Raw genomic sequence first — 25295 nt, 5'->3', positions numbered from 1 at the left:
TCAGGACGGTCCGAGGATCAGGTGCCATGTCCCGCCGGCGACGGCGACCGTGATCGCGATCGCCGGGATGAGGGCGCCCAGCACGACCAGCGCGGTGTCGGCGCCGGACCACGGCGCCGGACGCGCCCACGTGCGCGGCGGCAGGTCGTGTGCGCCGAAACCTCGCGCCTCCATCGCCGCGGCGAGTGAGGATCCGCGCCGCACCGCCAGCACGAAAAGCGCGAACGCCATGCCGATCCCCCGTCGGATCCGGCCCTGATCCGCGACTCCGCGTGCCCGCCGGGCCAGCGCGAGCGAACGCCAGTCCTCGGCGAGCAGGCCGAGCATGCGCATGCCGGCCAGCGCGCCGATCACGAAGCGGGCCGGCAGCCGCAGGCGTTGCGCGAGGCCGTCCGCCAGGTCCGTCGGATCCACCGTCGCGAACAAGGCCACCGCGGGGAGCCCGATCGCGAGCACCCGCAGGCCCGTCGCCAGGGCGAGTGTGAGCGACCCCTCCGTGACGTGCACCACGAACCAGTCGAACAGCACGGCTCCGCTCGCCTGGCCGTACAGCGCGATGGTCACGGCGCTCAGCGGCGCCGCGATCCAGAGCACCGCGGTGCGCAGCCAGAACTCGCGCGCGCTGAGACCGCACCAGAGCAGCAGCGGGATCGAGAGGACCAGAGCGGTGAGCGCGGAGAGGGCGTCGACCGAGAGGATCAGCGGCAGCGTGATCAGCAGCGCGGCGGCGAGCTTCGCCAGCGCGCTGCGCGGCGCGATCGGTCCGGAGCGGACCGCACGGATGTCGGGCAGGGCCAGCGTCATGCGCCGACCTCCAGTCGCCGCGCACCCAGAGCCCGCAGCACGTCCTCGTCGTGCGAGATCGCGATCACCGCGGTGCCCGCGTCGCGCACCTCGGCGATGATGGCGACCAGCTCCGCCCAGGTGCGGGCGTCCTGCCCGAACGTGGGCTCGTCGAGCACCAGCACGCGAGGCCTGGTGGCGAGGGCCGCCGCGACCGTCAGCCGGCGCTTCTCACCGCCGGAGAGCGTGTACGGGTTCGCCGCCGCGAGCGCGTCGAGGCGGAGCCTTCCCAGCAGCTCGGTCACGCGGGCCTCGATCTCGGCATCGGGCAGGCGCAGCGCGCGGGGCCCGATCGAGAGCTCGTCGCGCACGGTGCTCGCCAGCAGCTGATGCTCGGGGCTCTGCAGCACGGTGCCGATGCGGGTGAGCAGCTCCCGCGACGACCACGAGAACGGATCCGTCCCCGAGGCGTCCGCGTGCAGGGCCGCAGTGGCGCGCACCCGTCCGCGCTGGGGCGGGATGAGACCGGCGAGGGTGAGCCCGAGCGTGGACTTGCCTGCGCCGTTCGGACCCGTGATCCCGAGCACCTCGCCGGCGCGGACCACGAGGTCGAACGGTCCGGCGACCGGGATCCCCTTCGCGCGGCCGACCACGAGACCGTCGGCGCGGAGCAGTTCCTCGCCGCCGTCGCCGCCCGCGCCGCGCTCGCCGGCCGCGCGACCCGGACCACGGCATGGCGGTCCGGAGACGGGTCCGGTGGGCGCCTCCGGTGACGGCGACGGCGCGCGGACCAGCGCTCTGGCCCGCGCCGCGACGTCGATGCCCGGCACCCACACGCCCATCGCGGCGAGCTCGTCGGCACGCTCCTCCAGCACTGCGCGCGGGTCGCCGTCGGCGATCACGACCGTCGTGTCGTCCGTCGTGCCGAGCACGATCACGCGATCGACGAGGTCGATCCACACGTCGATGCGATGCTCGATCACCACCAGGGTCGCCCCGGTGGCGTCCAGCGCCGAGCCGACCGCGCGACGCACCTCGGCGACGCCGGCGGGATCCAGGTTCGCCGTCGGCTCATCGAGCAGGATCGCCCCCGGACGCATCGCGAGCACGCCGGCGAGCGCGAGCCGCTGCTTCTGCCCGCCGGACAGCGCCGAGGTCGGCCGATCGAGGGGCAGGTCCAGCCCGACGGCGGCGAGGGCTGCGTCCACACGCGGCCAGATCTCCGCCCGCGGAACTCCGAGGTTCTCGCACCCGAAGGCGACGTCGTCGCCCACGCGAGCCAGGATCGTCTGCGTGTCCGGATCCTGAAGCACCATTCCCACCCTGCCGCGGGCGCGGTCCGCCGGGACCCCGTCGACGAGCAGCGCTCCCTCGGCCTCGCCCTCGTCGGCGCCGCCGAGCACGCCGCCGAGGCCCTGCAGGAGGGTCGACTTGCCCGATCCGGAAGCGCCGAGCAGCAGCACGCGCTCCCCCGGCTCGATCTGGACGGAGGCGTGACGGATCGCCCAGCGACGCCGGGTGGCGTAGCGCCAGCCCCAGCCGTGCGCTTCGAGCCGCGCGGGCGTTCCTGGCCGTGCCGCGCTCACACCCGCGCAGCCGCGGAACGCCCGGAGGCGAAGCGGCTGAGGGCGCCCGTCGCGGCGAGGCCCCGCGTGATGAGCCACCCGCCGAGGCCCGCGACGATCAGGCCCGACACCGTGGCGGAGATCAGCGCGACCGTGATGAACAGGGTCCCGGATCCGGGGTACCACAGGATCAGGTCGTTGATGCCGCAGGCGAGACCGGCGGCGGCTCCCGCGAGCAGCGCGACGGGCAGCCGCCACGAGGCGTACAGGAAGACCAGGAACACGAGTTCGGCGCCGAGGCCCTGCACGAGCCCCGACACGATCGTCAGCGGGCCCCACTGGTTGCCGACGAGCGACTCGATCACCGCGGCGACGAGCTCGGTGTACAGCGCCGCACCGGGCTTGCGGATGATGAGACCGCCGAGCACTCCGGCGAGCAGCCACGGGCCGGCGAGCAGTTCCTGCAGGCCGGGAAGCAGCGGGGTGAGCAGGGCGCTCGGTCCGACGTGGACGATGTCCCACAGCAGGAAGACGCCGGCGCACGCGACGGCGATCACGCTGGCGACGACGATGTCGACGACGCGCCAGCGCCACAGTCCCGGACGGCCGAGGCCCCGGCTCTGCGTGCTGTCTGCGTTCGTCTCGGACGCGCGGACGGATGTGTGCATCATGGAAACTCCTCCCTGCGCCGGCATGATCCGGATCAGGTTCGACGGTCGAAGCGCGATTCGCTCCCTCTCAGCCCGGCTCGCCGGACTCCCGTGGTGATCCGCCCATTCTAGCGCCGTGAGGAAGTGGCGGCGACCGCCTCGTCGTGGTGCGACGCAGCCCATCCCCTGCGCTGTCGCCGGATGCCCTCGGTTCGCGCGGAGGGTCATCCTGCGGCGGTCTCGAGCGGGCGGATCGCCCTGACCGCGTCGTGATCGCCCCGGCCTCCCGGACCGCCCGAACGCGCAGGATACCCGCGCAGGATACCCGCCGTTGACAGGGGCGCCCGATACGGTAGGGGGGTGAACAATGACGACGGTCCGGGGGCCGCCCAGGTCGATCCGGAGATCGTCGACGCTGACGCACTCGATGCAGAGGGCACCGAAACGGAGATCGACGAGACCGCGGTCGAGCCGGCTGGACTGTTCTCGACGACGCCGGAGCGGAGCGGATCCGCGTCGCTGTTCCCCGCGCAGGACGTCCCTCCCGCCGCACCGCTGTTCCCCGCACCCGAGTCGACCCCCTCCGCATCGCTGTTCGGAGGAGCGACGGATGCGGTTCCCTCTGGGTCGGCCTCGACCTCCGAGTCGGCGGTCGCCGAGAAGGATCCGGCCATCGAGATCGCACCGCCCGCCCTGTCGGCACCGACCGCACCGTCGGAGTCGGCGCCGCCCGCGCTGCCGGAGGATCCGATCGTCGAGCCGACGCCCCTCGTCCCCGCCGTCGGCGCAGGTCGGACCGCCGTTACCGAACCAGCCTCCGTGCCGCAGGCAGCCGCCGGCACCGATGCCGACCGGACCCCCGTCGCCCCCGTGCGACCGCTGCCCTCCGCAGGGCTGGTCCGCGGCCCCGACCGTACCCCGACCGCCGCTCTCACCTGGGTGGACGTGGCCCGGGTGGGCACCGGTACGGCCGCCGCGACGGCTCCCTCCCGGTCATTGCTCGACGACGCCCCGCACCGAACCCTCGTCCGGCCCGGCGTGCTGCTGCCGTTCGTCGGAGTGCTCGCCGTGATCGTGGCGTACGGCGCCACGACCGCGCTCTGGCCGCTGAACGCCGTGCAGCCCGTCGCCTCCGCGGTCGAGTTCCAGCCGGCCGCCGCCCCTGCGGCGGCTGCGGCCTGGCCTGCCACGGGCAGCGCCGCCGTGGGCGTCGAGGGCATCGGCACGATCGCCTCGGCCGAGCAGCAGGTGCCGATGGCCAGCATCACGAAGCTGGTGACAGTGCTCGCCTCGCTCGACAAGCTTCCGCTCAAGCCCGGCGAGCAGGGTCCGTCGTTCGCGTTCACCCAGGCCGACAGCGACGACTACCTGAGCTACCTGAGGCAGGATCAGTCCGCGCTCGACGTGCCTGTGGACGGATCCCTCACCCAGTACCAGCTCTACGAGGGGATCCTGCTCGGCTCCGCGAACAACTACGCCGACCGGCTCGCCCGCGAGGTCTGGGGTACGGAGGAGAACTACGCCGCCGCCGCCAACCAATGGCTGCGCCAGCACGACCTCGGCGACATCACGGTCGTCACGCCCTCCGGTTTCGACTTCGGCAACGTCGCAACCCCGCGCGCGCTCATTCAGCTCGGCCAGATCGCCGAGAAGAACCCGGTGATCGCCGGGATCCTGAAGCAGAAGAGCGTCGAGCTGCCCGGCGCGGGCGTCGTGAAGAACACCAACGGCCTCATCGACGACGCCGGCATCGTCGGCATCAAGACCGGCACGATCGGCGATGGGGACGACACTCGCTACAACCTGCTCTCGGCAAAGGACGTCTCCGACAGCGACACCATCGTGCGAATCTACGTCGCCGCCCTCGGGCAGGACAGCGATCAGGGCCGGGTCGATGCCTCACGAGCCCTGTACGCCGGCATCGAGGCGGCGCTGAAGGACCAGCCGCAGACCGTCGGCAAGGGTGCGACGCTGGGCACCGTCGACACGGCGTGGGGCGAGACCACCCAGGTCGTCGCGGCCGAAGACGGCCGGGTCGTGCTGTGGAACGGCGCCTCGGCCACCGCGACCACCAAGTTCTCGCTCGGTGACCAGTGGAAGGCCGGCGAGAAGGCGGGAACGCTCAGCCTGAAGGGTCCCCTGGATTCCGCCTCGGTGCCGTTGGAACTGCGCACCGCCCTGCACGGCCCCAGCCTCTGGTGGCGCCTCACCCATCCCCTCGAGCTGCTCGGACTCACGCAGTAGGGATCCCGGATCCGACCGGCAACGGTCGTCGGGCGAGTATGACCCTGTCGCAGCCGGTCGGTCCGGGTCGCGTTGGATCCGCTCAGGTCGCACTGGATCCGCTCAGGTCGCACTTTCTGCTCTGAAACCGGCCTCGGCAGAGCAGAAATCGCGACCTGAACACACGGGCGCGGGCCCGCCGCTGCGACGGCTGAGACTACGGCCGCGCCCCGCCGCGACCCCGAATCCGCCCTCGACTGCGACTTCGACTGAGACTTCGGCAGCACCCGTCCCTGCCGCTGACCCCGGCCCCGACGCCAACCCCGGTGCACGGCGCACAATGTACGGCGCAATCCGGCAACGCGAAAGCGCCGCCGCCCTGCGAACAGGACGACGGCGCTCTCATCGAAGGGGACGGTTCAGACCCGGTCGTCGCCGAACTCGATCGACGGGCCGTCCGGCCGCTCGGCCGATTCGATGACCCGCTCGGCCACAGCGACAGGAGCGGTCCCCGCCCCGGCGACGGCGGCCCCGCCGGCCTCGGCCCCTTCGACAAGCTCAGGGACCGACGCGACGGATCCGTCGGTCGGCACCGTGACGGTTCCGGTGACGAGAGCCTGGTCGGCATCGGTATCGCTCGCGGCCTGCTCGAACTGCGACTGGTACAGCCGCCAGTACGCGCCCTCGGCCGCGATGAGCTCCTCGTGCGTGCCCTTCTCCACGATGTCGCCGTGCTCCATCACCAGGATGAGGTCGGCGTCGCGGATCGTGGACAGACGGTGCGCGATCACGAACGACGTGCGCCCATGCCGCAGCGCCGCCATCGCGTGCTGCAGCAGCAGCTCGGTGCGGGTGTCGACGGCCGACGTGGCCTCGTCCAGGATGAGGATCGACGGCTGTGCGACGAACGCGCGCGCGATCGTGATCAGCTGACGCTCACCGGCCGAGACGTTCGAGGCGTCCTCGTCGAGCTTCGTCTCGTAGCCCTCGGGGAGGGCGTGCACGAAGCGGTCGACGTAGGTCGCCTTGGCGGCGTCGATGACCTCGTCGTCGGTCGCGGTCGAGCGTCCGTAGCGGATGTTCTCCCGGATCGTGCCCGCGAACAGCCACGGATCCTGCAGCACCATGCCGGTGCGGGAGCGCAGGTCGGAACGCTCCATCTGGGCGATGTCCTGCCCGTCGAGCAGGATCCGACCGCCGCTGAGCTCGTAGAACCGCATGATGAGGTTCACCAGTGTGGTCTTGCCCGCGCCGGTCGGGCCGACGATCGCGACCGTCTGACCCGGCTCCACCTGGAACGACAGATCCGTGATGAGCGGGCGGTCCTCGGTGTACGAGAACGCGACGTGCTCGAACTCGATGACGCCCTTGCCGTCGGTGACGGTCGGTGCGTCCTCGGTGTCGGGATCCTGCTCCTCCGCATCCAGCAGCTCGAAGACGCGCTCAGCCGAGGCCGTGCCGGACTGCACGACCGCCGCCATGCCGCCCAGCTCGCTGAGCGGCTGGGTGAACTGCTGCGAGTACTGGATGAACGCCTGCACGTCGCCGAGCCGCAGCTGACCGCTGGCGACCATGAGGCCGCCGAGCACGGCGAGGCCGACGTAGGTCAGGCTGCCGATGAAGGTCATGGCCGGCATCATCAGCCCGGACAGGAACTGGGCCTTGAACGCGGCCTGGTAGAGCTCCTCGTTCTCGACCTGGAACTTGTCCAGCGCGTCCTTCTCGCGGCCGAACACCTTGACCAGCGCGTGGCCGGAGAAGGCCTCCTCGACGCGCGCGTTCAGGCGGCCGACCTTCTTCCACTGGATCCCGAACGCCTTCTGCGAACGCGGTCCGATGACGCCGAAGATCACGGCCATGAGCGGCAGCGCCACGAGGGCGACGAGGGCCAGCTGCCAGGAGATCGAGAACATCATGATCAGGACGCCGACCACGGTGAGCACCGACGTGAGCGCGCCGGACAGCGATTGCTGCATGGTCTGCGTGATGTTGTCGATGTCGTTCGTGACGCGGGAGATCAGCTCTCCGCGCTGCACCTTGTCGAAGTACGACAGCGGCAGGCGGTTGATCTTCGCCTCGACATCCTCACGCAGGCGCCACATCGTGCGCACCATGATGACGTTGATGACGTACCCCTGGATCCAGCTCAGCAGAGCGGATCCGACGTAGATCGCGAGCACCGCGGTGATCACCCAGCGCAACTGCTCGAAGTCGATCCCGTCGCCGACCTTGAACGGCCCGAACGCGGCCACCATGTCCGCGAACTGGTTCTGCTTCGCGGCGCGCAGCTGCTCGACCACCTGCGCCTGGGACATGCCCTCCGGGAAGCCGGGGAAGCCGTTCTGCGGTTTGGCGAGCTGCAGAGAGGTGAACCCCTCGTAGATGATGTTGGTCGCGTTGCCGAGCACCTTCGGTGCGGCCACGGCGAGCACGACGCCGAGCGCTCCGAAGATCGAGACCAGCACGAACCATACGGCGCTGGGCTTGAGCAGCCCGATCATCCGCTTGAAGCTCGGGCCGAACTGGTTCGCCTTGCCCGGGGCGGGCCCGTCGAACATCCCGCCGCCCTGCTGGCGCGCCTTCTCGGCCTGCTCGGCCTCCAGCTTCTCGGCGTCGGTCATCTCGACGGTCGCCGTCGATCCGCCGGCGTACGTCGCCCGGCGTTGCGCCATGCGCTCGGCGCGTGCGGCCTTCTTGTCCACGCCCTCGGTCCCTGAGCTTGTCGAAGGGCTCATGCGTCCACCCCCAGCTGCGACTCGACGATCTCTCTATAGGTGTCGCTCGTCTCGAGCAGTTGCTCGTGCGTGCCCGCGGCCACCATCGTCCCGCCCTCCAGCACGACGATGCGGTCGGCATCGGTGATGGTCGAGACGCGCTGCGCGACCACGATCTTGGTCACGTGCGGCAGCTCGCGCCACAGCGCCTGGCGCAGCCGGGCGTCGGTGGTCAGGTCGAGCGCCGAGAACGAGTCGTCGAAGACGAGGATCTCGGGCTGGTGGACAATCGCGCGAGCGATCGCGAGCCGCTGGCGCTGACCGCCGGACACGTTCGTTCCGCCCTGGGCGATGGTCGAGTCCAGCCCGTCGGGCATCTCCGAGACGAAGTCCTTCGCCTGCGCGATCTCGAGCGCGGCCCACAGTTCCTCGTCGGTCGCCTCCTCACGCCCGTAGCGCAGGTTGGACGCGATCGTCCCGCTGAACAGGAACGGGCGCTGCGGCACGAGTCCGATGCTCTTCCACAACGCGTCGACATCGGCCTTGCGCACGTCGGTGCCGCCGACGACGGCGGCGCCCCCCGTGACGTCGAACAGTCGAGGGATCAGCGAGATCAGCGTGGTCTTGCCCGCGCCGGTGGATCCGACGATCGCGACGGTCTCACCGGGCTCCGCCGCGAAGCTGATCCCGTGCAGCACCGGCGACTCGGCGCCCGGGTACGTGAAGGAGACGTCGTCGAAGGCAACGGATCCCGGCACCGGGAACGACGTCACGCCGTTCTCCGGTCGCGTCATGCTCTGCTCGGCGTCGAGCACCTCGCCGACGCGCTCTGCGGACACCGCGGCGCGCGGGATCATCATCGCCATGAAGCTGGACATGATGATGCCGAACATGATCTGGCCGACGTACTGCATGAAAGCGAACAACGTGCCGACCTCGACCGTGCCGTTGTTCACCTCGACGCCGCCGAACCAGATCACGCCCACGATCGTCACGTTCATGATCAGCATGAACAGCGGGAAGAGCAGCACGAACAGCGAGCCGACGTTGCGGCCGACGACCATGATGTCGGTGTTGGCTCCGCGGAAGCGCTCCTCCTCGATGCGCTCGCGCACGAACGCGCGCACGACGCGCACGCCGGTGAGCTGCTCGCGCATGATGCGGTTGACGTTGTCGAGCTTGCCCTGGTAGCTGCGGAACAGCGGGACCATGCGGCCGATGATGATGCCGGCCACGATCAGCAGGGCGGGCACGGAGATGGCGATGACCCAGCTCAGCTGGAGGCTGGTCTGCAGGGCGTAGATGATGCCGCCGATCGCGAGCAGCGGCGCGGTCACGAACATCGTCGAGCCCATCATCGCCAGCATCTGCACCTGCTGCACGTCGTTCGTATTGCGGGTGATCAGCGATCCGGCGCCGAACTGCGAGACCTCGCGCTCGGAGAAGCCGCTGACGCGGGCGAACACGTCAGCGCGGAGGTCGCGACCCATGCTCATCGCCGCGCGCGCGGCGAAGTAGGTCGCGATCACGGAGGCGATGATCTGCCCGAGCGAGACGGCGAGCATGAACCCGCCGTGCGACCAGATGTAGGCGGTGTCGGCGTTGGCGACGCCCTTGTCGATGATGTCGGCGTTGAGGCGCGGCAGGGACAGCGAGGCATACGCACTCGCGAACTGGAACACCAGCACACCGAGCAGCAGCCACTTGTAGCGCTTGAGATAGCGGAAGAGGATCTTTCCGAGCACGGGCGGACTTTCCTTGTGGGAGCGGACTTCCCCAGGGGAAGCGGAATGAGTCGAGAAACGACCACGAAACACCCTGCCACGCGGCACGGACATTCACATCCCCCTTGAGGAGGATCGACTCAGATCTTCGCTGAGGGCGAAACGAATCCCTGCTCCCGTGGAGATTTTCGGATCCGGTTAAGAAACCCGGGCGCCCGGAGAAGCGCGCGTCAGCTCCAGAGCGGGACCGGGGGAACGTAGTCGCGCGCCTCGGCACCGGCATCGGGGGCGAGGTCGGTGAGGGTCTGCGGATCCCAGTGCGGATTGCGGTCCTTGTCGACCAGCTGAGCGCGGATCCCCTCGACGAGGTCGGGGTGGTGGTGCACGAACCACAGCACCCGCCGGTACTCCCCCGCCAGCGCGTCGCGCACGGAGTCCATCGCGCGCGCCTCGCGCACGGCGTCGAGCGTCACGACGAGCGCGGTCGGCGCGAGGGACTCGACCAGGTCTGCGGTGTCGGCGGGGGTAGGGCCTTCGCCCGGGACGGCCGCGTCGCCCTGCCCGGCATCCGCGAGCGCCCGGAGGCGCGCGATGATCTCCGGCACCGTGTCGGCGGAGAACGCCTCGTCGATCCACGCCTGCTGCGCGGACAGCGGTGACGGATCCGGCGTCTCGTCGAACAGCATCACGATCTCGCTCGGCCCGGTCGGATCCGCCCGGTGTGCGAGCGCGTCGCGCAGCGCGTCCAGCCGCTCGGACGGGACCCAGAAGTCGGCGAACCCCGCGTAGAGCGCATCGGAGCCGTTCATCGTCCCCGCCGTGAGGGCCAGGAACTCGCCGAGCCGGCCAGGGGCGCGGCCGAGCAGCCAGGTGCCGCCGACGTCGGGCGTGAACCCGATCTTCACCTCGGGCATCGCGAGCTGCGAGCGCTCGGTGACCACGCGGATCGCCGCATGCCCTGCGACGCCGATGCCGCCGCCCATCGTGATGCCGTCGGCGATCGCGACGACGGGCTTCGGGTATTCGGCGATCGCGGCGTTCATCGCGTACTCCTCGCGGAAGAACTCCACCGTGTCCGCGCTGCGTCCCGCGGTGATCTGGCGGTGCAGCTCGCGCACATCGCCGCCCGCGCACAGGCCACGCTCCCCTGCTCCGTCGATGTAGACGATCTCGATGTCGCTGTCGTCGCGCCAGGCATCGAGCGCTGCGTGCACCGCGCGGATCATCCCGACGTTGAGGGCGTTGAGCGCGCGCGGCCGGTTCAGCGTGATCCAGCCCAGCGCTCCCTCTGTGCGCACGAGCACCTCGGCGTCTGCGGCGGCGGATCCCTGGGCGTCTTCGACGGTGCTCACGGATGCCACGTTACCGCGCACGGCGCTCCGTCCGAGGTGCCGACGACCGGGTGGAGGGAGCACGAGCGTGCCTCCGCATCGCGGGCGCGGCGGCCCCCGCATTGGGCGGAATGCCCCGGATCAACCTGCGTTTTCCCTCCCCATCCGGCAGGATAGAGGGGTACTGCTGTATCTATGAGAGGCCGCGGATGACCGACGGACAAGTGCTCGAGTTCTCGCATGCGACGAAGCGCTTCGGCGTTCTCACCGCTGTCGACGACCTCTCCGCCCGTATCGAGCCCGGCGCGGTGACCGCGTTCCTCGGGCCCAACGGCGCCGGCAAGACGACCTCACTGCGGATGATGATCGGGCAGATCCGTCCGACCTCGGGCACCGCCACCATCGGCGGCGTCGCCCACTCCGAGCTGCGCCACCCGCTGCGCACGATCGGATCCGTGCTCGAGGAGGCGGTCTACCGCCCCCGCCGCACCGCGCCGCGCCAGCTGACGATCGCGGCGAAGGCGAACGGCATCCCCCTCTCCCGCGTGCAGGAAGTGCTCGAGCTGGTGGGCCTGCAGAACGAGACCGAGACGCGCATCGGCGCCTATTCGCTCGGCATGCGTCAGCGGCTCAGCGTGGCCGGGGCCCTTCTCGGTGACCCCGGCGCCCTCGTGCTCGACGAGCCCGCGAACGGCCTGGACCCCGAGGGCATCCGCTGGATGCGCCTGCTCATGCGCCAACTCGCCGACGAGGGCCGGACGGTTCTCGTCTCCTCGCACGTGCTGAGCGAGATCGAGCAGATCGCCGACAACGTGCTGGTGCTGTCCAAGGGCCGCCTGGTCTACGCCGACAGCATCGGCAAGCTCTCGGACCCGACCACGGGATCCGTCGTCGTCGACGCCGACGACCGTGCGGCGCTCGCCGCCTCCCTGCAGAACGCCGGGCTGAGTTTCGACGTGCTGCGTTCGGGCCTGACCGTGCACAACACCGACGCCGCCGCCGTCGGCGCGGTCGCCGCGTCCGCCGGCCTCGCGCTCACCACGCTGCTGCAGCGCGGACCGAGCCTCGAGGAGGTCTTCCTCGACCTCGTGCACGGCCGTCGCGATTCCGCGACCGGCGCGGTGCCGGTCGTCGGCGCACCGGAGGCGGCGACCGAGGCGCCCGTCACGGCCGATTCCGCTTCCACGGCGGATGCCTCCGACGAGAGCGCCGAAGCGCCGGCGACCGCCGACGGCATCCCGTCCGCCGGACTGTTCGGCGCCGCCGCGGCCGTGCCGGTCGTGGCGGCCGCGAGCGCCGGTGTCGCCGGCCTGTTCGACGCCGCGGGCGCGGCCGCTCCTGCGGAAGGCGCTGCCGCGGTTCCGACCACGCGCCGCGAGGCTGCCGAATTCGCCGCGGCGCAGTCGGCAGCCGACGAGAACGAGAACGCTGGAGGATCCGAGGACGAAGGATCCGAGGACGAGGGATCCGAGACGGCCAGCACGGACACCGAGGGCGCCGAGTCCGAGAGCGCCGAGACTGCGATCGACGGCGGCGAGGGTGTGCCCGAGGACGAGGCTCCCGCGACCGACGAGAACGATGCGGAGAGCGCGGACGAGGCTTCCGACTCCGACTCCGACTCCGACTCCGACTCCGAGGAGAACGGGTCCCAGGAGGACGGTTCCGACGAAGGCGCTTCCGACGAAGGCGTTTCCGCCCAGGACGGATCGGACCAGGACGGATCGGACCAGGCCGGATCGGACCAGGGCGAGGAGGAGGCCGACGCCTCCGGCACCGACGCCTCCGGCGAGAACGGATCCGCCAAGGGCGACACCGACACGGATGTCCAGGCGGACGAGGGCGAGCAGGACCAGTCCGAGTCGGAGTCGACCGAGGATGCGGAAGCGGAGACCGGCGTCGAGGACCAGACAGAGCGCACCGACGAGGATTCCGCGTCGTCCGAGGACGCCCACGACGACACCGCCATCGCGGCGGGCGTCGCGCTGACCGCCCCGATCGACGCCGACTACACGCCGGGCGACGCGGCCCAGGACAGCGCGGACGAGGCGCGGCAGGACGAGGACTCCGACGAGCACGAAGCCCCTCTCACCCACGCCGCCGACGCCGGCGAGGAAGGATCCGCAGCACTCGGATCCTTCGAGACCGCCGCGCTGACCATCCCGGACGCCGCGCCGGTGTCCTTCGACGACCTGATCACCGGCGTGCCGTCGGCCCCGCAGACCTCCGACGTCGAGACCGCCGAGGGCGAGGACCACTCCGAGAGCCAGGAGCCGGACGCGGACGACCGCGACGACCGCATCGACGACGCCCCCACGGCGGCGACGACCGTGATCACGACACCCTCCGCCGACGACGAGTTCGCCACGCCGGAGCCCAGCACGGAGACCACCGAGATCGCCGGGATCGAGATCTTCGCGGCGCTCGCCGAGGGGCGCACACAGGAGATCCAGGTCATCCTCGACGAGTCGCCCGACGATGACGACGACCTCGAGGACGTGACGCAGGGCGAGATCGACCAGCATGAGGATCCGCGCGCCGCCGCCGTCAGCGCGTCCCTCGCCGCCGCGGCCCGCGCGTTCTTCACGGACGACGCTCCCTCCTACACGCCCGGTCCGGCCGGCGACGAGGAGTCCGCTGCGCATGACGAGTCGGCGCCGCAGGACGACCAGCAGCGCGACGGGTCACAGCACGAGCAGAGCCAGGACGAGCAGAACCACGATGGGGAGCGCCACGACGGCGACCACCACGGGCACTGACCGGGGCCGAAGCAGGAACGGAGCGGCGATCGTCTGAGAGGACGGTCGCCGCTCCGTCGTTCCCCTACCTGCGAGTCGTCTCCGAAGTGGGGCGGATCAGGCGGGGCGGATCGCAGGCTTGCGCTTGCGCCCGGGCTTGCCCGCGGGCTCCACGACCGGGATCGCCCCGGTCGCGGCGATGTCGGTGACCTCCGCGAGCTCGGAGGTCGCATCGAGCCGCAGCGCCTGCGCGAGCGCCAGACCGTGCCGGGTCGTGAGGACGAGCCGCTGGAACTCGGCGCCCTCGAGGTCGATCACGACGCTGGGCTTGTGCCGCCGGATGAGCACGAAGTCATCGCCGTTCGCCGACTTCCAGGTGCCGGCGGCGAGCACGAGCGGCACATGCGTGCCGGGGCTGCCGACGCCGCGCAACCATGTCCAGGCGTCATCCGTGAGCTGCACCTTGACGATCGACTCGCGGGCGACGTGCAGGTTGTCGCGGCGGAACGAGACAGCGCGCTCGAGCGGAGAGAGCTCCACCTCGAGGCGGGTCCGATCCAGCAGCAGCGTCACCATTCCCCCAGTCTGCCAGCGCCGACCCGGATCCGCCCGCGAGGCACCTCACAGGACGGCAACGATCCCACTGGCGGTGATCCACAATCCGCGGTCCGGCGATGACGGCGCTCTCGTCCACTCGGTCCTGCTCACTGGTCGCGAATTGCGGCTTTCGCTCGCTCAAAGTCGCAATTCGCGACCAGTGAGCGGAGATGCCGGACGGGATCCGCGTCCGTGGGGTCAGGCCGTGGCCCGGGCCGCGGCCTGAGCGGCCGCGGGAAGCGCCGCCTCGATCGCTGCGAGTTCCGCCTCGCCGTGCGCGGCCGTGAGGAACCAGGCCTCGAACACGCTCGGCGGCAGCGCCACGCCCTGCTCGCGCATGGCGTGGAAGAACGGCGCATACCGGAAGACCTGCTGCGCCTGCGCTTCGGTGTAGTCGCGCGGGGCCTCGGCCGCGAAGGCCACGCCGAACAGGTTGCCTGCGCGCGGCACGGCGTGCTCCACGCCCGCGTCGGTGAGCGCGCTGTCGAGCGCGGCGGACAGCCGGGCTGCGGCGGCGTCGATCCGCGCGTACACGTCCGGGGTCGCGAGGCGCAGGGTGGCCAGGCCCGCGGCGACCGAGAGCGGGTTCCCGCTCAGCGTTCCGGCCTGATACACCGGCCCGGTCGGCGCCAGCCGGTCCATGACCTCGGCACGCCCGCCGAGCGCGGCCAGCGGCATGCCCCCGCCCACGACCTTGCCGAACGTGATGATGTCGGGCAGGTACTCCTCACCCGCCGCCTGCTGCAGGCCCCAGAAGCCGGCCGCGTGCACGCGGAAGCCGGTGAGCACCTCGTCCAGGATCATGAGAGCGCCGTGCGCATGCGCGGTCTCGGCGATGAGCCGGTTGAATCCGGCCTGCGGCGCCACCACGCCCATGTTCGCCGCGGAGGCCTCCACGATCACAGCCGCGATCCGGTCGCCGTGCTCGGCGAACACGGCGGCGAGCGCCTCCGGGGAGTTGTAGTCGATGACGAGCGTCTGCGCGGCGATCGGGGCGGGGACACCCGCGGATCCGGGCAGGGCGAGGGTCGCGACACCGGATCCAGCCGCGGCCAGCAGCCCGTCCGAGTGCCCGTGGTAGTGCCCGGCGAACTTGACGAGCAGATCGCGGCCGGTCACGCCGCGGGCCAGCCGGATCGCGGTCATGGTCGCCTCGGTGCCCGTGGAGACCAGCCGCACCCGCTCGACGGGGCGCACGTCGCCGTGCCGCACGCGGTCGGCGATGAGCGCGGCGAGCTCGACCTCGCCCTCGGTCGGGGCGCCGAACGACAGCCCGCGGGTGGCCGACTCCTGCACGGCCGCGACGATCTCGGGGTGCGCGTGCCCCAGCAGCGCCGGGCCCCAGGACGCGACGAGGTCGAGGTAGGTCGTGCCGGCCGCGTCGGTGACCGTCGCGCCGGACGCGCTCGCCAGGAACCGCGGCGTGCCGCCGACCGACCCGTAGGCGCGCACCGGGGAGTTCACCCCTCCGGGGATCACGGCACGGGCGGCATCGAACAGGACGTCATTGCGGTCGGTCATGGATCCATTCTCCCGGAGGATCCTGTGCCCGGATGTCGGCGGGTCCTCCTCGTTTCAAAGCGCGCAAATGGCTCCATCCGAGGCCTGAATGGAGCCATTTGCGCGCTTCGAAAGCACCTGGGCCCGGTTCAGCCGCGGGCGAGCCAGCGGGCGGCCTCGGTCGCCCAATACGTCAGCACGACGTCGGCGCCGGCACGGCGGATCGACAGCAGCGACTCCAGGATCGTGCGCTCGCGATCGAGCCAGCCGTTCTGCGCCGCGGCCTCGATCATCGCGTACTCGCCCGAAACCTGGTACGCCCACACCGGCACGCGCACGGCGTCGCGCACCTCGCGCATCACGTCGAGGAACGCCATCGCGGGCTTCACCATGACGATGTCCGCACCCTCGGCCTCGTCCAGCAGCGCCTCGCGCACGCCCTCGCGCCGGTTGCCCGGATCCAGCTGATACGTGCGGCGGTCGCCCTGCAGCTGGGAGTCGACGGCCTCGCGGAACGGTCCGTAGAACGCGCTCGCGTACTTCGCCGCGTAGCCGAGCAGCAGCACGTTCTGGAAGCCCTCGGCGTCCAGCGCGTGGCGCACCGCGGCGGTCTGTCCGTCCATCATGCCGCTCAGCCCGAGCAGCTGCGATCCGGCGCACGCCTGGGCGAGCGCCATCGACACGTACCGCTCCAGGGTCGCGTCGTTGTCGACGGAGCCGTCGGTGGCGAGCACGCCGCAGTGACCGTGGTCGGTGAACTCGTCCAGGCACAGGTCGGTCTGCACGACGAGGGTGTCGCCGACCTCCGCCGCCAGCGCGGCGGTGGCGACATTGAGGATCCCGTCCGGATCATCGGCACCGGATCCTGTGGCGTCGCGCACGGCGGGCACGCCGAACAGCATGATCCCGGTCACGCCCGCCTCGGCCGCTTCGACGGCGGCGCGACGGAGGGAGTCGAGCGAGTGCTGCACGACGCCGGGCATGGATCCGATCGGGGACGGATCCGTCAGTCCTTCGCGCACGAAGGCCGGGAGCACCAGGTGCCGAGGAAGAAGATCCGTCTCGCGCGCCAGGGAGCGCACCGGGGCGGACTGCCGCAGCCGGCGCGGACGGACGTCGGGGAAGCCGGCCGATGCGCCCAGCCCGGCGGCGGCATCGGAGCGAAGCCCGCCGGTCACGGGGCGAACTCGTCGGCCGCGTGCGGGAGGGTGAACTGGGCGACCGCGTCGATGAGCGCGTCGACCGTCTGCGTGTCGGCGACCACCGTGATCGGCAGGCCCGCCCTCTTGGCGTCCTTCGCGGTACGGGGCCCGATCGCGGCGAGCAACGTGGAATCCGGGATGTCCGGGAACTGCTCGCGCACCTGCTCGGCGACGGATCCGCTCGTGACCAGGATCGCGTTGATCCGGCCGTTCTGCACGTCGCGCATGATGCGCTCCGTGACCGGAACGCCGACGGTGCGGTAGGCGACGACGCTGGACACGTGATGGCCCGCCTTGATCAGCGATTTGGTGAGCAGGGGCTTGGCGATCTCACTGCGCAGCGTCAGGATCCGCTTCGGTTCCGGCTCGAGCGCGATGAGCTGGGCCGCCATTCCCTCGGCGGAGTTGTCGTCCTCCGGCACGAGGTCGACGTGATAGCCGACGGCGGCGAGCGCCGTGGCCGTGGTCTCACCCACGGCGGCGATCTTCGTGGAGACGGGGATCTCGGCGCGGTGCGCGAAGAGCACGTCGACCGTGGTCGCGCTCGTGATGGTGAGCCAGTCGAACTCGCCGTTCGCGAGCTTCGCGAGCGCGTCATCGAGAGCGGCCTGGTCGTTCGTCGGCGCGAAGTTGATCAGGGGCGCCACGACGGGGACCGCTCCCTGCGCGCGCAGAGTGGCGGCGACGCCGTCGCCCCAGGGGCCTCCGCGCGGCACGAGCACACGCCAACCCGTCAACGGCTTGGCCTCTTGCTTCGATTCAGTCATCATCATCGGATTCAGGGGCGCGGAATGAGGTCAGCCGCCCCACGTTCGAGCAGCCGACGGGCAACAGACAACCCGATCGCGCGCGATGCGCTGATCGGGTCCGCACCATCGGCAGAGTCCGCACCGTTGCCACTGCCGTTGGGACGAATATACTCCTCGCCCGGTGCCGCAGCCTTCACGGAGTCTGGATGCAGCGGCTCCGTGACGTCGATCCCGATCCGCCAGCCGTCGTGCGGCGCGTAGACCACGGCTCGCACGCGCAGGTCGCCGTCCACGATCTCCGCGTGCGCGGCCATCGGCGCCTGGCAGCCGGAATCCAGCCCCTCCAGCACTGCTCGTTCCGCGGTGACGGCGATGCGGGTGGCCTCGTCGTCAAGGGCGGCGAGCGCGGCCAGAAGCTCGGCCGGAGCGTCGACGGTGGTCTCCACGGCGAGCGCTCCCTGGCCGGGCGCCGTCGGCCACTCGGTGAGACCGAGCGGCTCGGCCTTCAGCTCGCCGAGGGGATCCCCGTCGAGCCTGCTGAGTCCCGCGGAGGCGAGGATCACGGCGTCGAGCTCGCCCGACGCCACGCGCTGCAGCCGGGAGTCGACGTTGCCGCGCAGATCGGCCGTGTGCAGGCGCGGGTTGCGCACGTGCACCTGCGCGATTCGGCGCGGGGATCCGGTGCCGATCGTGGATCCGCCCTTCAGCTCGTGAAGGGGCGTGCCGTCGCGGGTGACGGCCACGTCGCGGGCGTCGGCGCGAGCCGGGATCGCGGCGATGACGAGTCCGTCCGGCACCTGCGTGGGCAGGTCCTTCAGGGAGTGCACGAGGATGTCGCACTCGCCGCGCAGCAGCGCATCGCGCAGGGCCGTGGCGAACACGCCCTGCCCGCCGATCTCGCTGAGGGACGCCCGGTTGGTGTCGCCCTCGCTCGTGATCGGGACGAGTTCGACCCGACGGCCCGAGACCGCCTCGAGCGCCTTGGCGACGTGCCCCGACTGGGCCTGCGCGAGGGCGCTGCGGCGCGTGCCGAGGCGGATGACGCCCGCGCTCCCTGAACCCGTCGAAGGGGTCACTGCAGCACCTCGGGGATCTCCTCGAGGCGCAGGCGGCGCCCGGTGTAGAAGGGCACCTCCTCCTTCACGTAGCGGCGCGCATCGGTGTAGCGCAGGTCGCGCATGAGGTCGACGAGCTCCGTCGGGTCGTCGGCCTCGAGCGGCAGCAGCCACTCGTAGTCGCCGAGCGCGAAGGCCGCGACAGTGTTGGCGATGACCCCGCGGAAGGCCGCGCCCTTGCGCCCGTGCTCGGCGAGCATGCGGCGGCGCTCGTCCTCCTCGATCAGGTACCACTCGGGCGTGCGCACGAACGGGTACAGGCAGAGCCAGTCCTTCGGCTCGACGCCACGGAGGAAGCCGGGAACGTGCGCGCGGTTGAACTCGGCGTCGCGGTGCACGCCCATCACGTTCCAGGTCGGCAGCAGGGTGCGCAGCAGTTCGGTGCGCCGGAGGCGCCGGAGGGCCTTCTGCAGTTCCTCAGGGTTCGGTCCGTGCAGCCACACCATGAGGTCGGCGTCGGCCTTCAGGCCGGAGACGTCGTAGAAGCCGCGGACGGAGATCCCGCCGTCCTCGATGTGCCGGACGATGTCCTCCAGCTCGGTGGCGTCGGACTCGACCACGGGAGCGGAGGGGTCGCGGCGCCACACGGCCCACAGGGTGAAACCCTGGGGCGAGGCGTCGGAGTCGGCGGCGAGCACGGGCGTTTCTGCAGCTTCAGCCATGGATCCAGTCTGCCCCCTCCAGCTATGTGGCGGAGAATCCGAGTCGTCCCCCTGAGGGCGACCTATAGACCGCGCTCAGGGGGACGACTCGGAGAAAGTCAGCGTGCGATGCTGCGGGCGACGGCCCAGACGATGCCGCCGACGACCGCAGCCACGCCGACAGCCGCGGCCATGGCGCCGACCGGGTTGCGCCGCGCGAACGCGCGCAGCTTCACCTTGCCCTCGACGGTCGCCTTCTCGAGACGACGGGGCACGTTGCCCTTCTCCTCGATCGCGAGCAGCGCCGCCTTCAGCTCGGCACGGGCCGAGGCGACGGGATCGACGATCCCTGCGGGCACGGCCGTGCGCGGGATGTTCACCGGGTCAACGGCCATTGCCGGCCTCCTTCACGATGCGGACGTCGGTGGCGACGGCCTGTGCGGGATTCTCCCGGCGCAGGACCTTGCGGAACTTCACGATTCCGAGCAGCGCGAACACGACCACGGCGAGCAGCAGGATCCCGAACGTGATGATCGCGGAGAGCCAGACCGGGAACCACGACGAGAGGCCGGCGATCGCGAACACGAGGATGACCGGCACGGTCCAGAACAGGAAGAACAGTGCGACCAGGAACCAGACGCTGCCGATCCCTGCGTCCTTGGCGGTGCGGGAGATCCAGGTCTTGGCCGCGTCGATCTCGGCCTTGACGAGATTGCTGACGAGGTCGGGAAGGTCGCCGAGCAGCGTCAGCAGGCTGTCGTCGGCGCGATCCCGGAAGTTGCCGGCCATGTCAGTCGTCCGTGGTCGGCTTCTTCGGCGCAGCCTTCGCGCCCGAAGACGTGCGGGGCTTCGTCTTGCTCTCCGCCGCGGCGGCGCTCTGTTCCGCAGCTGCCACGGTCTCCTCCGCCGCCTGCTTGACCTCCGCAGCGACGGTCTTGCCGCTCGCGATGGTCGAGTCCACGCGCTGACCCGGCGTTCCGCCGGACGTGGCGGCCTTGACGATCTTCACGGCGCCGGTCCACAGAGCCTGCGGCACGGCGGCCGCCTGCGTCTTCGCGAAGTCCTGCACCTTGTGCACCTGCGCCTGCACGGGGTCGAGGTGCCAGACCTTGAGCCACTGCTTCTTGATCTGCTCGTAGCGCTCGCGCCCCGCGCGAGTGCCCAGCACGTATCCGACGCCGAGTCCGACGACAAGTCCGATCTTCCCCTTCATGGGGTCTCCTCACGATTGCGGTCTCTGCGGATCTCCAGCGTAACCCTGTATTCCGTTTTCGGCATCTATCGGGCGGAGGGGGTTGACTTCGCTCGGTCCACGTGCGGCGTCCTCCCGCAGCCGACCTGCGGACCACGGCCGCTTCCGCCGGGGTCAGCCCCAGAGGAGGGCGTGACGGATCCGCTCCGCCTCCTCCTTCGCGTGCGGGACGACCTGCGCGAGACCGGTGCCGCTGAGCCACGCCCCGGTCGCGCCGACGCCCGGCACCGCGGAGATCACGGCCGCCGCCTCGGTGCGGCGCTCGGCCGCTCCCCGCACGGCCGAGGGCTGCGCCTGCACGAAACGCGCGCGGTGGCTGCCCCGCAGCTGCGCGGCGCTCAGCTCGACGCCGAGCAGGGCCGAGGCCTCGGCGAGCGCGAGGGACGCGGCGGCCTCGTCGTCGAGGGCGGCGGTCGCCGGCTCTTCGCCCGCGGAGCCGAACGACACCCGGACGACCTGCCTGTTGCCGGCCCGCTCGCGCAACCAGGCCCACTTCGCGGTGCTGTGCGTCAGGGCCTTCGCTGTATGCGACCCGGGAACGGTGAGCACTCCGGATCCGCGCGGGGCGACGGCGAGTTCGGGGGCGTCGAGGACCAGCGTGACGATCTCGATGCGCGGGCATGCTCCGCCAGCGACCGCGGCCAGCTCCGGCACGTGTGGCGCGAGAAGCCGGCGTGCCGTGGGCTCGTCGGCGGCGACGATCACCGCGTCGAAGCGGGCAAGGCCGTCGGCGGGCTCGGTGCCGAGGCCGTCCGCGACGACACCGTCCTGCTCCTGCTCCTGCTCCTGCTCGGCGAGGCGCACGGTCCAGCCGAGGTCATCACGCTCGAGCGCCTCGACCTGAGCGCCCGTGCGCACCTCGGATCCGAGCAGTTCGATACGCGCGATCAGCGCGTCCACGAAGCCCGACATGCCGCCTGTGAGACCCTGCACCGCCGCACCGGGTGCCTTGCCCGATCCGCCGGTGATCTCAGCGACCGCGCCGGAGAGCGAGCCGGCGCGGGTGAGGGCCGCGTTCAGAGACGGGGCTGCCACGTCGACGTCGATGTCGTCGGGGTGCGCGGAGTACACGCCGGTGCTGACCGGGGCCACGAGGCGGTCGAGCACCCTGGCGCCCATGCGCTTGCGCACGAGACGACCCAGACTGTGGTCGTGGCCGATCGTGAGCGGCGGCAGCAGACGGTCGAGCCAGGCTCGCCAGGTGCCGCTCCACCCGATCACCCGGCGCACGTCCTCGGCGAAGGGATTCGCGGGGATCCCGAGCAGCCCGCCTCGGGGCAGCGGCGCGGCGCCGCCGGGGATGCCCGCGACCCAGGCGCCGCCGGGCTCCGGCGACACCACCCGATCGTCGAGTCCGAGTTCGGCGAGCAGTGCACGCACGTGACCGCCGCGCACGGCGAAGCTCTCGGCGCCGGCGTCGAACACGATCCCGTCGGCCTCGCCGGCCCGCACGGCGCCGCCGGCCCGATCCTGCGCTTCGAACACCGTCGCGTGCGCGCCGATCGCGGCGATCGACTCCGCCGCGACAAGGCCCGCCACTCCGCCACCGATCACGGCGACCCGCAGGCGCGCGGCCTTCTCGGCGAGCTCAGGAGCGTGCGGTTCGACGGCGGGCGAAGACCCCGGATCCGGTGCGGTCATCGCCCGGCGACCGCCGACTCGACCCGCACCTCGTGCACCAGCTCGACGATCCGGGTGAGCACGGAGGGATCCGTCTCGGGCGGCACCCCGTGGCCGAGGTTCAGGATGTGCGCGCGAGCGGCGGTGCCGCGGCGCAGCACGTCGCGGACGTGCGCCTCGAGCACGGGCCAGGGCGCGGTGAGCAGCGCCGGGTCGATGTTGCCCTGCACGGTCACGTCGTCGCCGAGCACGGCCACGGCCTCGTCCAGCGGCAGGCGCCAGTCGACCCCGACCGCGTCGGCGCGGCCGTCGAGGCGCATGTCGGCGAGGAACGGCCCCGTGCCGACGCCGAAGTGGATGACCGGAGCGTCGATGCCGTCGACCGCGGCGGCCGAGTGCGGCGCGACGAAGGCGCGGTAGTCGGCGGGGCTGAGGGAGCCTGCCCAGGAATCGAAGAGCTGCACGGCGCTCGCTCCGGCCGCGTGCTGCGCGTCGAGGAACGTCCGCGAGATCTGTGCGAGCCAGCCCGCGAGCCGGTTCCACGAGTCAGGATCCGTGTGCATCATCGCCCGTGCGCGCAGGTGCTCCTTCGACGGCCCGCCCTCGACGAGGTAGGCGGCGAGGGTGAAGGGCGCTCCGGCGAACCCGATCAGCGGCGTGGTGTCGCCGAGTTCGGCCACCACGAGCCGCACCGCCTCGGCGATCTGCGTCGTGTCGAGCGACGCGGGGTCGATCGCCGTGATCCGGTCGACGTCAGCCGCGGTGCGCACCGGCGCCGCGAAAACCGGCCCGCGGCCCGGCTCGATCTCGACCTCGACGCCGGCGAGCCGCAGGGGCACCACGATGTCGCTGAAGAAGATGCCCGCGTCCACGTTGTGCCGGCGCACCGGCTGCAGCGTGATCTCCGCTGCGAGGTCCGGCGTGAGGCAGGCGTCGAGCATCCGGGTGCCGACCCGCAGATCGCGGTACTCGGGCAGCGAACGACCTGCCTGGCGCATGAACCACACCGGGGTGGTCTCGGGACGGTTTCCGGCGAGGGCGCGCAGCAGCGGTGCGTCGTTGAGGGGCATGGATCCATTCTCCCCCGCCGCTGCTTTGCGGCTCATGAGGATCCGGACGTCGCCCGCGCGGATTCCGGCCTCGCGGCGAACGCGACGGCGGTCGGCGGGTTGCGGGTGGCGGGCGGCGGGCGCACTAACCAACGCGGCGGCGGACGCACTGACGTCATCACCGCGCTTGGCGCGCCGCAGGGCCAGGCAGCAGAATGCTGGACAGGGATCCGCCGTCCCCGGTCGCGATGCCGCGCACCGCGCACCGCGCACCACGCGAAAGAGCAGGCCATTGGACGCAGCGACTCCGCCCGTGACATCGGCTCCCGGCGGCCACGGTTTCCCCGGCCTCCGCTTCGGCGCCCCCGGCCCGCGCTCGGACGGCCACGGCTTCCCCGCTCCGCGCTTCGGCGGCGGATCAGGCCTGGCGACAGCGCCCAGCTGGGCGGCCGGCCCCGCCACGCGCCCTCCGATGTCCCCCCTCCGGCGCGGCTGGCTGTGGGCCGTCGCCGTCGTCGCGACGATCGCGATCACGGTCGGGGGCGCAACGGTCACCGGAGTGGCCGTCCTCGCAGCGATCCCGCAGGAGTCCCCGTACGGTTCGGCCGCCACCGGGGACAGTTCGTCGACGAGCGCCGACGCCTGGGACGACAACGTGACGATGCGGCTGAGCGCCGCGATGCAGGAGAACGACCGCGCGGCATTCGTCGCGGCGGGCGACGGGCTCGTCGCGAAGCATCTGGCGGCGATCTGGGATGAGACCAAGAAGCTGGGCTGGACCATCGGGGTGGCCGAGGCGACGGACGCGACCGGATCCGTGCAGCTCGCGTTCAACATGCAGCTCGGCGGCTTCCACGCGGTCGCCGCCGACAACGGCACCGGCTTCGGCGGGGAGCTGCTCGCGACCTTCGTGTACGACGCGACGATCAGGGGGACGGGGCCGGACTCGAAGCTGACGGCGCTGCGCGCGGTGTCGGAAATGCCCTGGGATCGAGAGGAGCAGATCGCGGTCGCGCGCGGAGAGCGGGTCGCTCTGTTCGCAGACGCCGACGAGGCCGCCCTCGCGACGGACCGCATCCCCGAGGCCGAGGCCGCGGCAGAGGACGTGCTCGCCCGTCCCGAGTGGGCCGGGTCCACGGCGCGGCTCGACGGCTTCGTGAGCTATGTGACCGAGAACGACGACGACTTCCGTGCGGCGTACGGTCCGAACATCGCCGACGGCGTCGCGGGGTTCTGCCGGTTCGACTACCGGCCGAGCCGATGGACGGCAGAAGACGTACCCGGCCTCGCCAGCGGCCCCTACCCCGGCGGCGGGCTCGCGGCCGTCGGCCCGGACGGTCTGCTCGACGAGGACGGGTACGTCTTCGCGCACGAGTTCGCGCACTACATGCAGAACACCTATGCGCCGGCCCCCTACGCCGCTGACGGCACAAAGGCCGACGATCGCGCCTTCTCCGAGGGCTATGCAGAGGCCGTCGCGGCCGAGTACGCCGACGCCTCCGACGAGTTGTTCACGACCCGCGAGGTGCGGCGGACGGTGCTCGATGGAGACGTAGCGGCCGCAGTCTCCGCCGCGGCGTTCGACGACTCCGCCCGAGTGGACACGGCCTACCTCACGGCCGGGTCGTACTTCTACTTCCTCGACCAGCAGCACGCCGACTACCGCGCCCTGCTGACGACGGACGGCACGACTCCGTTCGTCAAGGAGATCGACACGGTCATGCCGCCGGGGCTCCGCATCGAGGACTGGCGGGCCTGGATGGCCGAACAGTAGCGGCGATCGCGGCCACAGCCGGATCCGCGTCCGCCGGGTTCGGGATCCGCATGTCGCCCTGCGGCGCCTTC

20 protein-coding genes and 1 riboswitch are annotated in these 25295 nt (G+C 71.4%); of the genes, 3 read left to right on the top strand and 17 right to left on the bottom strand.

Annotated features, from left to right (window positions below):
• The 3 genes from AC1DMN_RS03945 to AC1DMN_RS03935 form a co-directional block, all read right to left on the bottom strand.
• Positions 1–804, bottom strand: a complete 804-nt coding sequence (locus AC1DMN_RS03945) for an energy-coupling factor transporter transmembrane component T family protein (protein ID WP_477230262.1) — start codon at positions 802–804, stop codon at positions 1–3.
• Entirely contained in the window at positions 801–2369 is a 1569-nt protein-coding gene (locus tag AC1DMN_RS03940; RefSeq protein WP_477230261.1) for an ABC transporter ATP-binding protein, read from the bottom strand. Before AC1DMN_RS03940 ends, AC1DMN_RS03945 begins: the two co-directional genes overlap by 4 nt.
• Positions 2366–3016 (bottom strand): ECF transporter S component, encoded by a 651-nt coding sequence (locus tag AC1DMN_RS03935; RefSeq protein ID WP_440734434.1) that lies wholly within the window; start codon positions 3014–3016, stop codon positions 2366–2368. Before AC1DMN_RS03935 ends, AC1DMN_RS03940 begins: the two co-directional genes overlap by 4 nt.
• Positions 3012–3121, bottom strand: a riboswitch (TPP riboswitch). It overlaps the preceding gene by 5 nt.
• A gap of 237 nt (positions 3122–3358) precedes the next feature.
• Here AC1DMN_RS03935 and AC1DMN_RS03930 point away from each other — a divergent pair.
• Complete coding sequence (locus AC1DMN_RS03930; RefSeq protein WP_477230260.1) at positions 3359–5242, top strand: D-alanyl-D-alanine carboxypeptidase family protein; 1884 nt, start codon at positions 3359–3361, stop codon at positions 5240–5242.
• Positions 5243–5640: 398 nt separating this feature from the next.
• On the opposite strand, the gene AC1DMN_RS03925 is transcribed toward AC1DMN_RS03930, so the two are convergent.
• The 3 genes from AC1DMN_RS03925 to AC1DMN_RS03915 form a co-directional block, all read right to left on the bottom strand.
• Positions 5641–7842, bottom strand: a complete 2202-nt coding sequence (locus tag AC1DMN_RS03925; protein ID WP_477230362.1) for an ABC transporter ATP-binding protein — start codon at positions 7840–7842, stop codon at positions 5641–5643.
• A 110-nt stretch (positions 7843–7952) separates the two neighbouring features.
• Positions 7953–9680 (bottom strand): ABC transporter ATP-binding protein, encoded by a 1728-nt coding sequence (locus AC1DMN_RS03920; protein WP_477230259.1) that lies wholly within the window; start codon positions 9678–9680, stop codon positions 7953–7955.
• Positions 9681–9889: 209 nt separating this feature from the next.
• A complete protein-coding gene (locus tag AC1DMN_RS03915) occupies positions 9890–11011 on the bottom strand; it encodes an enoyl-CoA hydratase/isomerase family protein (RefSeq protein WP_477230258.1) in 1122 nt (373 codons plus the stop codon).
• A 188-nt stretch (positions 11012–11199) separates the two neighbouring features.
• On the opposite strand from AC1DMN_RS03915, the gene AC1DMN_RS03910 reads away from it, so the two are divergent.
• The gene (locus tag AC1DMN_RS03910; protein WP_477230257.1) at positions 11200–13746 is read left to right on the top strand and encodes an ATP-binding cassette domain-containing protein; all 2547 of its coding nucleotides are present in this window, start codon (positions 11200–11202) and stop codon (positions 13744–13746) included.
• A gap of 96 nt (positions 13747–13842) precedes the next feature.
• On the opposite strand, the gene AC1DMN_RS03905 is transcribed toward AC1DMN_RS03910, so the two are convergent.
• The 11 genes from AC1DMN_RS03905 to hemE all read right to left on the bottom strand — a co-directional run bounded on the left by AC1DMN_RS03905 (position 13843) and on the right by hemE (position 23471).
• Positions 13843–14301: a hypothetical protein gene (locus tag AC1DMN_RS03905; protein WP_477230256.1), complete on the bottom strand. Its 459-nt coding sequence runs from the start codon at positions 14299–14301 to the stop codon at positions 13843–13845.
• A 219-nt stretch (positions 14302–14520) separates the two neighbouring features.
• A complete protein-coding gene (gene hemL, locus AC1DMN_RS03900) occupies positions 14521–15843 on the bottom strand; it encodes a glutamate-1-semialdehyde 2,1-aminomutase (RefSeq protein ID WP_477230255.1) in 1323 nt (440 codons plus the stop codon).
• Positions 15844–15971: 128 nt separating this feature from the next.
• Complete coding sequence (gene hemB, locus AC1DMN_RS03895) at positions 15972–16964, bottom strand: porphobilinogen synthase (protein WP_477230361.1); 993 nt, start codon at positions 16962–16964, stop codon at positions 15972–15974.
• Positions 16965–16996: 32 nt separating this feature from the next.
• A complete protein-coding gene (locus AC1DMN_RS03890) occupies positions 16997–17791 on the bottom strand; it encodes a uroporphyrinogen-III synthase (RefSeq protein WP_440734303.1) in 795 nt (264 codons plus the stop codon).
• 11 nt (positions 17792–17802) lie between these two features.
• On the bottom strand, positions 17803–18849 hold the full coding sequence (gene hemC, locus AC1DMN_RS03885) for a hydroxymethylbilane synthase (RefSeq protein ID WP_477230254.1): 1047 nt from the start codon (positions 18847–18849) through the stop codon (positions 17803–17805).
• A complete protein-coding gene (hemQ, locus tag AC1DMN_RS03880) occupies positions 18846–19550 on the bottom strand; it encodes a hydrogen peroxide-dependent heme synthase (protein ID WP_477230253.1) in 705 nt (234 codons plus the stop codon). The genes hemC and hemQ overlap by 4 nt, the downstream gene beginning before the upstream one ends.
• Before the next feature lie 98 nt (positions 19551–19648).
• Positions 19649–19924, bottom strand: a complete 276-nt coding sequence (locus tag AC1DMN_RS03875; protein ID WP_440734306.1) for a hypothetical protein — start codon at positions 19922–19924, stop codon at positions 19649–19651.
• Complete coding sequence (locus AC1DMN_RS03870; protein WP_440734307.1) at positions 19914–20318, bottom strand: phage holin family protein; 405 nt, start codon at positions 20316–20318, stop codon at positions 19914–19916. Before AC1DMN_RS03870 ends, AC1DMN_RS03875 begins: the two co-directional genes overlap by 11 nt.
• A gap of 1 nt (position 20319) precedes the next feature.
• Positions 20320–20742, bottom strand: a complete 423-nt coding sequence (locus AC1DMN_RS03865; RefSeq protein WP_477230252.1) for a hypothetical protein — start codon at positions 20740–20742, stop codon at positions 20320–20322.
• A 153-nt stretch (positions 20743–20895) separates the two neighbouring features.
• Entirely contained in the window at positions 20896–22422 is a 1527-nt protein-coding gene (locus tag AC1DMN_RS03860) for a protoporphyrinogen/coproporphyrinogen oxidase (protein ID WP_477230251.1), read from the bottom strand.
• Positions 22419–23471: a uroporphyrinogen decarboxylase gene (hemE, locus tag AC1DMN_RS03855; protein ID WP_477230250.1), complete on the bottom strand. Its 1053-nt coding sequence runs from the start codon at positions 23469–23471 to the stop codon at positions 22419–22421. Before hemE ends, AC1DMN_RS03860 begins: the two co-directional genes overlap by 4 nt.
• 292 nt (positions 23472–23763) lie before the next feature.
• On the opposite strand from hemE, the gene AC1DMN_RS03850 reads away from it, so the two are divergent.
• The gene (locus AC1DMN_RS03850) at positions 23764–25224 is read left to right on the top strand and encodes a hypothetical protein (RefSeq protein WP_477230249.1); all 1461 of its coding nucleotides are present in this window, start codon (positions 23764–23766) and stop codon (positions 25222–25224) included.
• Positions 25225–25295: the final 71 nt, after the last annotated feature.

It is taken from the genome of Microbacterium sp. 01T413_2, from assembly GCF_056398985.1.
The sequence above is the reverse complement of the archived record's forward strand: the minus strand, read 5'-3'. Positions and strand labels throughout refer to the sequence as shown.

Bases quoted from the DNA above. Each gene is read 5' to 3' on its own strand.
- AC1DMN_RS03945 (WP_477230262.1), bottom strand. From the start codon at position 804: ATGACGCTGGCCCTGCCCGACATCCGTGCGGTCCGCTCCGGACCGATC.
- AC1DMN_RS03935 (WP_440734434.1), bottom strand. From the start codon at position 3,016: ATGCACACATCCGTCCGCGCGTCCGAGACGAACGCAGACAGCACGCAG.
- AC1DMN_RS03925 (WP_477230362.1), bottom strand. From the start codon at position 7,842: ATGACCGACGCCGAGAAGCTGGAGGCCGAGCAGGCCGAGAAGGCGCGC.
- AC1DMN_RS03910 (WP_477230257.1), top strand. From the start codon at position 11,200: ATGACCGACGGACAAGTGCTCGAGTTCTCGCATGCGACGAAGCGCTTC.
- AC1DMN_RS03905 (WP_477230256.1), bottom strand. From the start codon at position 14,301: ATGGTGACGCTGCTGCTGGATCGGACCCGCCTCGAGGTGGAGCTCTCT.
- hemL (WP_477230255.1), bottom strand. From the start codon at position 15,843: ATGACCGACCGCAATGACGTCCTGTTCGATGCCGCCCGTGCCGTGATC.
- AC1DMN_RS03890 (WP_440734303.1), bottom strand. From the start codon at position 17,791: ATGACTGAATCGAAGCAAGAGGCCAAGCCGTTGACGGGTTGGCGTGTG.
- hemQ (WP_477230253.1), bottom strand. From the start codon at position 19,550: ATGGCTGAAGCTGCAGAAACGCCCGTGCTCGCCGCCGACTCCGACGCC.
- AC1DMN_RS03875 (WP_440734306.1), bottom strand. From the start codon at position 19,924: ATGGCCGTTGACCCGGTGAACATCCCGCGCACGGCCGTGCCCGCAGGG.
- AC1DMN_RS03870 (WP_440734307.1), bottom strand. From the start codon at position 20,318: ATGGCCGGCAACTTCCGGGATCGCGCCGACGACAGCCTGCTGACGCTG.
- AC1DMN_RS03865 (WP_477230252.1), bottom strand. From the start codon at position 20,742: ATGAAGGGGAAGATCGGACTTGTCGTCGGACTCGGCGTCGGATACGTG.
- AC1DMN_RS03860 (WP_477230251.1), bottom strand. From the start codon at position 22,422: ATGACCGCACCGGATCCGGGGTCTTCGCCCGCCGTCGAACCGCACGCT.
- hemE (WP_477230250.1), bottom strand. From the start codon at position 23,471: ATGCCCCTCAACGACGCACCGCTGCTGCGCGCCCTCGCCGGAAACCGT.